A 12508-nucleotide genomic window follows, 5' to 3' on the forward strand; every position below is an offset into this window, starting at 1 on the left:
AATTATTTTACAGGATTTTTGAACCCCTATTTCTGGACTTTTAACGCTCGCTTTTAACATAACTTTGGGATAATGCGATTTTGCAAACGTCGATTCAAAGAACAACAACAAAAAGTTCTTTTGACGCAGTCAATCTTTCGATGAATTTGGTATTGCTCATTCTCATTATCTGAAATTAACTCAAAAACAACTAAACTTATGTTAAGAACAAGAATTTGTAAATGGATAAGGGCACTTACTTTTGGTGTTTTTATTCTTACCGGTACACTGACTTATGGTCAGCAAAAAAGTATTACAGGTACCGTAGTCGCCAGTACGGATGGTATAGGTATACCTGGTGTCAATGTGGTTGAGAAAGGAACGACCAACGGTGTCACTACTGATTTTGATGGAAATTACGTAATTACGGTGTCAAGTCAGGATGCGACTTTGGTTTTCAGCTATATTGGCTTTGTCTCGCAAGAACAAAACGTTTCTGGTAGCACTGCCATTAATATAAGTCTCGATGAAGATGTTAGTGCGTTGGACGAAGTCGTAGTGGTCGGTTATGGAACCGCAAAAAAATCTGATATTACAGGTTCAGTTTCTTCGGTTAAATCGGAAGAATTAGCAGCTTTTCCGGTGCTGAGTGCAGAGCAGGCACTTCAGGGACGTGCGGCAGGCGTTGCTGTACAATCCAACAATGGTGGTGAACCTGGTGCACCAATAGCAATCAGTATTCGTGGTAATACTTCAATAGGGTCCAGTAGTGCTGCATTGGTGGTAGTCGATGGTTTTGTTGGTGGTGCTTTACCACAACCTGCTGATATCGAATCCATAGAAATACTCAAAGATGCTTCCGCCACTGCCATTTATGGTTCTAGGGGAGCTAATGGGGTGATTATGGTAACTACTAAAAAAGGAACAAAGGGTAGAATGGTTGTCGAAATTAACTCCACATATTCTTCCCAAGCAGTTACAGAAAGAATCGACCTGTTAAATGCAAACCAGTTTGCATCCTACAGACAAGCCATTAACCCCAGCTATGAACAAGGACCAGCTTCAACAGATTGGCAAGACCTAATTTATAGGACAGGGAACATTTCCAATCATCAACTTTCTTTTTCAGGGGGATCTGATAAAATTAACTACTATGTATCCGGCAACTATTTTAAGCAAAACGGAGTAGTAATCAATTCAGCTTTTGAACGGTTTTCATTTTTGAGCAACATTGAGGTCCAGGCAACGGATAAATTAAAACTTGGCTTTAATGCATTTGCCAACCGCGGCAATAAAGATGGTATACAAAGCCAAGCAGGAAGTGGTGGAAGTGGGGAAGGAGATGTGATTTCCACTGCATATCGTTTTGCACCTGATACTCCGATACAAGATGAAAATGGCGTGAACACTACAAACCCGGTCGGAGATCAATTTGATAATCCATTTGCTATTGCTACGGAATCGGTTGATGAAACCACAACAGATGATTACAGAGCCAATTTTTATGCTGATTATGAAATAATAAAAGGATTATCGTTTAAAACTACATTTGGATTTAGTACGGAAAATAGAACCCGTGGTAGGTTTCAACCTTCAACGTTAATAGGCCAAGCCAGTATTCAAGGCGGTATTGCCAGCGTGGAATCTGTTAAAGGGACCAATATTCTTTCTGAAAATTATTTGACCTATACTACCGAAATTGGTAAAGGTAATTTAACCGCTTTGGCAGGTTACTCATACCAAAAAGATAGAACGGAAAGATTTAGTGCAGCATCGCAGGGGTTTCTTAGCAATAGTTTATCCTATTTTGCCCTCGATGCCGGTTCTGATATTCAGACACCTTCTTCATCGCTCACCGAAAGGGAAATTGTTTCTTTATTTGGGAGACTTAATTATGAGTACGATGATCGTTACCTATTGACTTTTACGGCAAGAAGGGATGGAGCTTCCAATTTTGCCAAAAATAATAAGTACGCTTTTTTCCCTTCCGGAGCAATTGGATGGAGAATTTCCAATGAAGAATTTCTAAAGGACAATAAAACACTCTCCAATTTAAAACTGCGGGCTAGTTATGGTGTAACCGGAAATCCTTCTCTGACTCCATACCAGTCTTTGGCAAATTTTCAACCTATTTATTCCAATGTAGGAGATCAACAAGTTGGAGCTGTTGTCCCAGATCTATTGGAAAATCCCGACTTAAAATGGGAATCTTCGTATCAAACCAATATAGGTCTTGATTTTGGTCTTTTTGACAACCGAATCAGCGCTACGTTGGATTATTATACGATTGATACAAAGGACTTGATTTTACGAAATACCGGTCTAATAGAGTATGCCGGTCTGTTGAGTGATCCATTCCAGAACGTTGGTGAAATCAACAATACTGGATTTGAGGTGACTCTTTCCACAAAAAATGTAACTACTGAAAACTTTTCATGGACCACAGATTTGAATTGGTCGACCAATAAGGTTGAAGTAGTAAAACTTATAGATGGAGAGGATATATTTTTGGATTCTTCACCTGGTTCGTTTTTACAGGATGAAACCCATATTTTAAGGGAAGGCGAACCTGTTGGAGTTTTCTGGGGCTATGAATATCGAGGGGTAAATCAGGGCACACCAGAACCTGGTACAGCTGGTTATGACGAAACTGGAGCCGGGGACGAACTGTTTACCGATTTGAATGATGATGGTGTAATTACCGGAGAAGATCGTAAAATTATTGGTGATCCTAACCCAGATTGGATCGCTGGTCTGAACAATAATTTTAGATATAAGAATTTTGACATGAATGTTTTTTTTCAAGCCTCGGTGGGTGGTGACATCTATAGCTACACCTTTCTTGAGTTGGCTTCGGGTGAATCCAATGCGACACCAGAGGTGTTGAACGCTTGGACGCCAAGTAATACAAATACCAATGTGCCTTCTGCCGCCGTTCGTGAAAAGCGTATTACGAATCGCTTCGTATACGATGGTAGCTACGTTCGATTAAAAAACTTGTCCTTGGGATATAACCTTCCTACTGACATTGTGAATAAAATGGGAATGCAGGGAGTACGTCTTAGTTTGAGTGGTCAAAATTTATTGACTTTTACCGATTTCCCCGGTACCGACCCCGAGGCACAATACCAAGCTACGGCCAATAGCCAGGATAGTCAAGATAGTAACGTAAACAGAGGATTCGACTACGGAAGTTACCCTAATATAAGGTCGTACACATTATCAATAAATCTAAAATTCTAAAAAATAGCACTATGAAAAATTTTAAAACTTTAGGAATTCTTCTGGCATTCGCTACGGTAGTGGGGTGCTCGGATTTAGAAGAAGTACCAGTTGGCAGACTTTCTCCGGATGGTTTGGTACAATCTCCCGCAGATGTTCAAACTTTGATCAACGGTGCCATCGGCAATATGGCTACGGAAGCGTATTGGGGTCGAAAACTGTCGTTGCCAATTATGTTGAGAAGTGATATGGTTTCCATAGGAGATGTCGGTACACCGGGCCGGCGGCAAGATGTCGATAGATTTTCAATGTCCGATGATAATGGTATGGTCACGGCATTATGGCCAAGGGCATATCAAGTCATAGCGGCAACGAATGAAGCCATTGCAGCGGCAGCTACCCTGACGGGGTTTCCACCGGAACAAATTGATCCGGTAACAGCTCAAGCACACTTTTTCAGGGCATATACGTATTATCATTTGGTTCGATTGTTTGGCGAAATCCCATACATTGATGCGCCAGTAGTCAATGTCGAAGAAGCTAGTCAAATAGCCAAGAGCTCCGTAGATGCGGTATACAACAATATCATTGCTGATTTAGAGCTTGCCAAATCACAGCTTCCAGATACGCAAACTATCAGTGCATTACCATCGAGAGCAACGGCAGCAGCTTTTCTTGCTTCGGTATACCTTACTAGGGGCGAATACCAACTTGCTTATGATGAAGCAAAATTTGTTATAGATAACGAAGGAACTTTTAATTTGGGGCTTGCCGTGGATTTTCAAGATTTGTTTGACCATGCCGCCCAAACAAGTACGAACGAATTTCTTTTAAGTCTGGATTTTAATGGTTTCAGTGATGGGGATACAGGAAGGGATTATACACCTGCCCTAACTGGAATACGAGCAAATGAACGCGGCAACATTGGAGGTGGTTGGTCTGTTGCTGTACCTACTATTAATGTATATAATTCATGGGATGGTCGTGACTACAGAAAAGCGGTAAGTTTGGACACCACAGGAATATTCGATGGCGTAGAAGAACCCTTTACTGCTTTCCCTGATTTTGATTCAAGAAACATCCAAAGTGCCTATATCGCAAAGTATACAAGAGCCATTGGGCCTACAGGAACAGGAAATGGTCGGGCGTCAAGTTTAAATTATGGATTAATGCGTTATGCAGAGGTCTTGTTAATAGCTGCAGAAGCTTTAAACGAATTGAGCCCGGGTTCTGGAGAAGCGGCCGGTTATGTCAATCGCGTAAGAGCAAGAGCAAGGGGAGGCAACGGTTCAGCTTTCCCAGCGGATGTAGCAGGAGGAATGTCGCAAGATGATTTCAGGGATATGGTGCTTGAGGAACGTAAATGGGAACTTGCCTTCGAATTCAAAAGGTGGTACGACATCAAAAGAAGACAACTGGGCCCCGAGGTTTTTGGGCCCGGAAGTTTAGAACCACAACCTAATTTTGATCCAAGTCGAGATTACTTATTTCCTCTGCCCTTCGATGAGTTGGATAGGAACCCCAATTTAGCTCCCAATAATCCCGGTTATTAAAATCAAATTCTTCCAGGGTTGTCTTTTGTCTTTAGAAAAGTAGCCTTGGAAGAGTTTTAAAAATCCATTTAATGAATAGAGTTAGTTACTTTGTCTTGACTATTGGTTTTACTTTATTTTTTCTGTCTTGTAAAACCGATGGTAAAGACGAAAATGTTACAAGTTCTGTATCGATAGACTCATTAGTACAAACACGGTATCAAAAATTATTGGAGTATCCTTTGGATTCCGTAGGATTTCCCAGAAGCTATAACCTATCAACAGATGAAATAAGAAAAGTTCCTTCTAGGGATTGGACCAGTGGATTTTTCCCAGGTAATCTTTGGCATTTGTATCAGCTTACGGGTAACAAAGCATTTAAAAATCGTGCACAGGAATGGACAAGTTTTATTGAAAAAGAAAAATTCAATACAGGCACCCACGACATGGGCTTTAAAGTATTCTGCAGTTTTGGTGAAGGGTTAAGAATTAGTGGAAATGAGGATTATAAGAGCATTATCGTAGAAAGTGCCAAAACCTTATCTACCCGTTTTAATAAAAATGTAGGATGCCTTAGATCGTGGGATTTTAATCAAGATGTTTGGGAATTTCCGGTAATCGTTGACAATATGATGAATTTGGAATTGTTGTTCGAAGCCACGAAAATTTCAGGTGACAGCACGTATCACAATATTGCCGTTTCCCATGCCAATACTACACTCAAGAATCACTTTAGGGAAGATGCAAGTAGCTACCATGTAGTTGTTTATGACACCATAAATGGCAAGGTGAAAGATAAGGTTACCCATCAAGGTTTCAATGCTTCCTCAGCATGGGCTAGGGGCCAAGCTTGGGGTATTTATGGCTATACAATGGCATATAGATATACCAAAGATGCTGAATATCTGGCACAGGCAAAATCTAGCGCTTCATTTTATATGCAACATCCAAATATGCGAGATGATGGTATTCCGTACTGGGATTTTAATGACCCTAATATTCCTGATGCAGTGAGGGATGTCTCTGCTGCAACAATTGTTGCCTCAGCGTTTTATGAGCTTTCACAATATGATAATGATTCTCGGTATTTGGAATATGCAAATAAGGTCATGGAGACTTTAAAAACTGAGGAATACATTCTAGGACCAGAAGTTCAAGCACCATTTATTTTAAAACATAGTACCGGTAATTGGCCAAGGAAAGACGAAATGGATGAATCGATTGTTTATGGAGATTATTACTACTTGGAAGCACTTCTGAGAAAAGAAAGTCAATAACCGATTTAGGAAAGTTCATATCCCAAATCAAAACAAATACGATATAGGCAAAGAACAGTAGCGTTTAATACCCGAGTACAAGGATAGTACAGGATGAAACCAAAACTTGACCACCCTACTTTTAAGCGCAATGGGAGACTCTCATCATTTTTAATAGGTTTATAATGAAATTAAAATGTATCATTTTCTGTGTTGCTTTATTTCTTTTGAATTGTGCACAGAAACCTGAGGAAGGCGCACTTAGAACAAAAGAGAATATAAATAAGGAGTGGTCTTACTTAGAGAATCCTACCCATGAAATTACAGATGTTGAAAACAATGTAGATTGGGTTACCATTGATTTACCCCATACCTGGAACAACGAAGACCCAACAGATAATGTGGCAGGCTACCGAAGAAGTGGTAGCTGGTACAAAAAAGAGCTTGAACTCGATGGAATAAACCCAGATAAACGATATCTCCTCTATTTTGAGGGAGCAAACATAACCACAAAGGTTTACGTGAATGGTAGCGAAGTTGGTGGACACATTGGTGGTTATATTGGTTTTGAAATTGATCTTTCAGAACACTTGAAAAAAGGCAAGAATAATGTTTATGTGCGTGTGGACAATAGTTACAATAGAGATATTATTCCTTCCCAAAAAAGCGACTTTTTCATCTACGGAGGTATTACAAGGGATGTTTGGCTGATTACCAAACCTAAAATTTCAATTGGGAACGTAAAATTGACCACCCCAGATGTATCCCAAGAAAGAGCTTCATTACAAATTGAAATTCTCTTGGAAGGAATGGAGCAAGCATCGGATTTGAAGCTTACAGCAGTATTGAAAAATCAAGAAGGAGAAGTTGTCATGTCTAAGTCGGAAAATGTGACCAGCGGAACTACAACAATAGCAATCAACGATATTCAAGACCCCCAACTATGGGATATATCAGACCCAAATCTTTATGAAGTAACCGTTTCATTGTCAAATAATGAAGAAATTATCGATGAGGTTTTGGAAAAAGTAGGTTTTCGTTGGTTTGAGTTTAAGAAAAACGGGCCATTCTATCTTAACGGTAAACGTGTATTGCTCCGCGGCACCCATCGTCATGAAGAACATGCGGGTGTTGGAGCAGCAATGTCAAATCAACAGCACCGAAAGGATATGGAACAAATTAAGGAGATGGGTGCAAACTTTGTTCGTTTGGCGCATTATCCCCAAGACCCAGAAGTTTATAAAGCTTGTGATGAACTAGGTCTTTTGGTTTGGGACGAACTTCCTTGGTGCAGAGGGGGTCTAGGTGAAGAAAAATGGCAAGAGAATACCAAGAATATGCTAACGGAAATCATTGACCAGAATTTCAACCATCCAAGTATCATTATTTGGTCATTGGGCAATGAAATGTATTGGTTGCCCGATTTTGAGGGCGGGGGAGATATCAAGAAAATGAATACATTTTTAAATGAGCTGAATACGCTTGCCCATAAATTAGATCCTACACGTAAAACAGCGATAAGAAAGTACTATGAAGGTGCAGATATCGTAGATGTTTTCTCACCGTCCATTTGGTCGGGTTGGTACTCTGGGAGCTATAAGAGCTATCAAAAAGCAATAGAGACGTATAAACCACAATACAATCATTTTTTACATGCCGAATATGGCGGGTCTAGCCATGTGGGCAGGCATTCCGAAAATCCCATTACTGGCGAAGGAATCATAAAGTCGGAAGGATGGGAAGAAGCCATAGTTCAGACCAAGGTTGCCAACATTGCCAAAATAGGTGACTGGAGCGAAAACTATATTGTTGACTTATTTGACTGGCACCTGCGCATAACCGAAACGGACTCGACTTTTGTAGGCAATGCACAATGGGCATTCAAGGACTTTGGAACACCTTTGCGGCCAGAAAACGATATTCCCTACATGAACCAAAAAGGTTTGGTTGACCGAAACGGAAAGCCAAAGGATGCATACTATGTTTTTAAAAGTTATTGGTCCGAAGACCCTTTTATTTACATAGAATCTGAAACTTGGACCGAGCGCCAAGGACCAAAAGGCAAACCAAGAAGCATCAATGTTTTTAGTAACTGTGATGAAGTCAATCTCATCCATAATGGTAAAGAACTGGGGAAAAAAATGAAAGACATCACCAAGTTTCCGGCTTCAGGTCTTGTTTGGGAAGTTGATTTTGAAGAGGGTGACAACCAATTGATTGCTGTTTCTGAAATGGCTGGTAACACTATAAGTGATACGCTGAATATCTCTTACAGGTATACTAAAAACGGTTCGGCCAAAGAACTGTTGCTCTCTTCATCTAAACTAAAAAATGGAAATTTCTTGTTAACCGCCATGGCTGTCGATGAAAATGGGTTACGATGTCTGGACTATGAGGACAAGGTATATTTTCAATGCCTTGAAGGCGGTAAGGCCCTTAAAAACCAAGGAACACCTACTGGTAGTGAGGTCATTGGCATGGCAAACGGGCAGGCATCCATAGAAATTATTCCAGATAATACCGAGATTGATTTAACTGTAATGGTCCTAAATCAAAATTTTAAGGGTACTTATCTAACCATTGAAAAATAGGGTGCGAGGTTTTAATAACAAGACGATATGAAAAATATAATCGTATTACTATGCCTTTTCCTTCTCGGATGTAAGCAAGAGCCAAAAATATTTGATGACCCTATTTTCGATAAAGAAAAAGCAAGGATATTAAAATTAGCTGAAAAATATATCGATGCAACACCAGTAACGGTAACAGCTGAATCTTGTGAACGTAGTGCCGGGGGAATACATGATTTTTATTCTGAAGGTGATTATTGGTGGCCCGACCCTGAAAATCCTGAAGGACCTTACATTCGAAAAGATGGAATGACCAATCCGAATAATTTTACGGCACACCGCTATGCTATGATACGGCTTAGCCAAATATGTGGTGTTTTGGCGTCCGCCTATCTAATTACTGATGATACATTCTATGTAAAGCAGTTGGTTCCACATTTAAAAGCATGGTTTATTGATGAGGCAACATTGATGAACCCTAACCTAAAATATGCACAGGCAATAAAAGGTAAGGTATCGGGTAGAGGCATAGGCATCATTGATACGATTCAATTATTGGATGTGGTAAAGGCAATCATCGCGATACAGGATGCTAATTTGCTTTCTGGTGAAGAAATCACCAAGTTGAAGATTTGGTTTGCAGATTATTTAAGATGGATGGATACCCACCCTTATGGAGTTTCGGAGCAGGCTAAGGATAACAACCACGGAGCCTGTTGGTTTCTACAGGCGGCTGTTTTTTCTGAATTTACAGAGAATGAAACCATGCAGGCTTATGTAAAACAAAAGTTTAAAGAAATTTTGTTGCCATGCCAAATGGCTGAAGACGGTTCATTTCCAAAAGAGTTGAATAGGACCAAGCCTTATGGATACTCTTTGTTCAATTTGGATATCATGACAGGCATTGCCCAGGTAATCTCCAACGCAAATGACAACATGTTTTTGTATGATTACGAAGGTAGAAGTATAAGAAAGGGAGTTGAATTTTTATATCCTTATGTAAAGAACAAAGAAGATTGGCCCTATGAACAGGATGTGCTTCATTGGGATGATTGGCCGGTACGCCATCCATTTTTATTGTTTACAGGCAGGTCACTGGACAATATGGAATACCTTGATGTATGGAACCAGCTAGATGCCGATTTTGATAATCCGGAGGTAATACGCAATATGCCTATACGCTATCCATTGATTTGGTTAAATTAGGCTACGTCAAATGAATTGCAAAGTTCAATATGTTAACTTATGAATTATAGAATTGTTATTCTTTTGCCCCTACTTGGCTTATTGCTGAATTGCTCAAATAAGACCGCAAAGACTTTTTTGTTCGTAGGGAGTTTTACAGAGGGAAAACCAGTAAAAGGAATTCATGTTTATGAGTTTGATACCAATTCTGGGGCGTTACAACTTGTACATGAGGAAGAAAATACCATCAACCCCTCATTTCTGAAGATTTCGTCTAACGGTCGCCATTTGTACTCCGTTTTAGAAAGTCAATTGCAATCCAATGGAAAAGTAGCTGCATTCGCTATAGATTCCTTAACGGGTAAGCTAGAGCTATTGAATTTGCAAGATTCTGGGGGTAGAAACCCTGCCCACTTGGCTGTACATCCTACTGGAAATTATTTGATAAATTCAAATTATACCGATGCTGGTATATCGGTCTTTAAAATAAATGCCAACGGTAGTTTACAAAAAAATCACCAACTCATTACTTTTCAGGATAGTAGTATTGTAAGGGGCAGACAAGATGAAGCACATTTACATTCCACTAATTTTTCACCAGATGGGGATTTTTTGTTCGGACAGGATTTGGGAGCAGATAAAATAAGGGTTTTCAAAGTGATCTATCCCGCAGAGGATACATTACGACTCAAAGAATCTGGCTATGTAGCAGTAAAACCAGGTAGCGGTCCAAGACATTTCACGTTTCATCCCAATGGCAACTTTAGTTATGGCGTGGCGGAATTAAGCGGCACGATAACAGCATATTCCTATACAGATGGAAAGCTTGAGTACATCGAAGATTACCTGTCATACAGTAAAAAACAAGACCTTTATCGCGCCGCTGATATTCATATTTCACCAGATGGAAAATTTCTTTACGCCTCTAATCGTGGTCCGGAAGAGGATAGCATTTCCATTTTTTCAATAGACGAGAATACAGGTAGGCTTACACTGGTGGGACACGAATCGACTTATGGCGAACATCCTCGAAATTTTTGCCTTGACCCGTCTGGTAATTTTTTGTTGGTGGCCAACCAATTTACCAACAATGTGGTCGTTTTTAAAAGACATAGTGAAACAGGTAGATTGTCAAAACTGCAAAAAGAGTTAGCTATCAAAAATCCTTCAAGTTTGCAAATGCGAACTTATGGAGAGTAAATAATAAGTTAAATCTACATTTTATAAAATGGTATTTTAGATATGTTTGAGAAACATTGGATTGGCTAGACTAAAAAAGGAAAACCACTGTATCAATTTTTTTCTGATTCAGCTGTACCTGCTAAAAAATCCTTACCCCATTTTTCCCGTAATTCTTTTGCAAGTTTGGCAACTGTTTCTTGGTATGCTACTTTTTCTGCTAAATTATCAAGCTCCAAAGGGTCTTTGCTATGATCAAATAGCATGCGCTCGTAAGCAATACCCTTGTCATCCGTCCATTCCGTATAGAATAAATCTCCTTTGATCAAGGTGACGGCATCTTTAAATTTACTGACAGCCCAGTTCTTATTGCTTTCCTCACCATTAATTATGGAAACAACACTACGCCCTTCAACAGTATTTGGAATAGCTATGCCGATAAGTTCACATAGTGTAGGGTATACATCAACGTATTCGGTTATTACTTTTGTTTTCTGACCGTTTGTTTTTCCTGGCACTTTTATAAATAATGGGGTTCGCAAGGCCTTTTCAAATGTTGAATGCTTGCACCATAGCTGATGGTCGCCTAGATTCCACCCGTGGTCTCCCCAGAGCACTACAATGGTGTTCTCTGCCAATCCTAGCTTATCCAGTTCATCCAACACCAGTCCTATTTGGGCATCGATATAGCTCACTGCGGCATAATACCCATGAATTAATTCTTTGGCTAAAGCCTCAGGGAGATGCCCTTCTTTTGGGATTCCTTCGTAATTGCGTAATTCACCAAACTTATGAAAGGCGTTTTTGGGTGTGGATGTTGGTTGGATATAACTTTCGGGCAATTTAATTTCTTCACGGTCGTATAAATTCCAATATTTTGTTGGAGCTGTGAAAGGAAGGTGGGGTTTTGCCACGCCCATGGTCAGAAAAAAAGGTTCTTCCGAACGTTTAAACTTTTTTAAATCTTCGATGACTTTCAAAGCCAATTTACCATCGCGATAAACCGAATCATGCACATCAGCTGATTCAAATGGGAGCCCCCTGTGCGTATTTCTTCGAATTTCTTGACTTACTTCAAGAGCATAATCCCATAATCGGTCAGCTTGCCAGATTTCGTCCCAAGCATCGGCATCATCGGTTTTATGATGGTAAATTTTACCGTTTGAAATTGTTCGATACCCATTTTGTTTTAATAGCATCGGTAAGGAAACAGCTTCGGGATAATCTTCATCTTTCTTTGTTTGTGCTACAATGAAACGATTTCTAGTGGGGCGAGCCCCAGTCAATATACTAGCTCTTGAAGCTCCACATACGGGAATATTACAATAGGCACGCTCGAATACCACACTTTCAGAACCAAGCTTGTCCAAATTTGGGGACTTAATATGGTTGGCCCCATAAATATTGAGTTCGGGCCGTAAATCATCAACCGCTATCATTAAGATATTCAACGGCTTAGACTCATTTTTTTGAATCTCTTTTTGTTGGCCTTTACATGAAATCGACAACAAAATAACTAGTAAAAAATGATAGAGACAGCGCTTCATATTTATTGGAATAAGTGTAATTATACGATATTACCAAT

General features: G+C 39.8%; 7 protein-coding genes. 6 read left to right on the forward strand and 1 reads right to left on the reverse strand.

Annotation, left to right across the window (positions count from 1 at the left end):
• The first annotated feature begins 198 nt into the window (after positions 1–198).
• From KIM67_RS05415 to KIM67_RS05440, 6 genes are all read left to right on the forward strand, one after another.
• Positions 199–3222: a TonB-dependent receptor gene (locus KIM67_RS05415; protein WP_213830325.1), complete on the forward strand. Its 3024-nt coding sequence runs from the start codon at positions 199–201 to the stop codon at positions 3220–3222.
• Positions 3223–3233: 11 nt separating this feature from the next.
• Positions 3234–4754 (forward strand): RagB/SusD family nutrient uptake outer membrane protein, encoded by a 1521-nt coding sequence (locus tag KIM67_RS05420; protein WP_213830326.1) that lies wholly within the window; start codon positions 3234–3236, stop codon positions 4752–4754.
• A gap of 71 nt (positions 4755–4825) precedes the next feature.
• On the forward strand, positions 4826–6010 hold the full coding sequence (locus KIM67_RS05425; protein ID WP_213830327.1) for a glycoside hydrolase family 88 protein: 1185 nt from the start codon (positions 4826–4828) through the stop codon (positions 6008–6010).
• 164 nt (positions 6011–6174) lie between these two features.
• Positions 6175–8580, forward strand: coding sequence for a glycoside hydrolase family 2 protein (locus KIM67_RS05430; protein WP_213830328.1), 2406 nt, complete (start codon positions 6175–6177; stop codon positions 8578–8580).
• Positions 8581–8607: 27 nt separating this feature from the next.
• Positions 8608–9765 (forward strand): alginate lyase family protein, encoded by a 1158-nt coding sequence (locus KIM67_RS05435; RefSeq protein WP_213830329.1) that lies wholly within the window; start codon positions 8608–8610, stop codon positions 9763–9765.
• Between the two features lie 39 nt (positions 9766–9804).
• Entirely contained in the window at positions 9805–10944 is a 1140-nt protein-coding gene (locus KIM67_RS05440) for a lactonase family protein (protein WP_213830330.1), read from the forward strand.
• A 92-nt stretch (positions 10945–11036) separates the two neighbouring features.
• Here the strand turns inward: KIM67_RS05440 and KIM67_RS05445 are convergent, their stop codons facing one another.
• The gene (locus tag KIM67_RS05445) at positions 11037–12362 is read right to left on the reverse strand and encodes a sulfatase (RefSeq protein WP_250149161.1); all 1326 of its coding nucleotides are present in this window, start codon (positions 12360–12362) and stop codon (positions 11037–11039) included.
• Positions 12363–12508: the final 146 nt, after the last annotated feature.

The organism is Flagellimonas sp. 389 (assembly GCF_018449435.1).
Taxonomy (GTDB): Bacteria; Bacteroidota; Bacteroidia; order Flavobacteriales; family Flavobacteriaceae; genus Flagellimonas.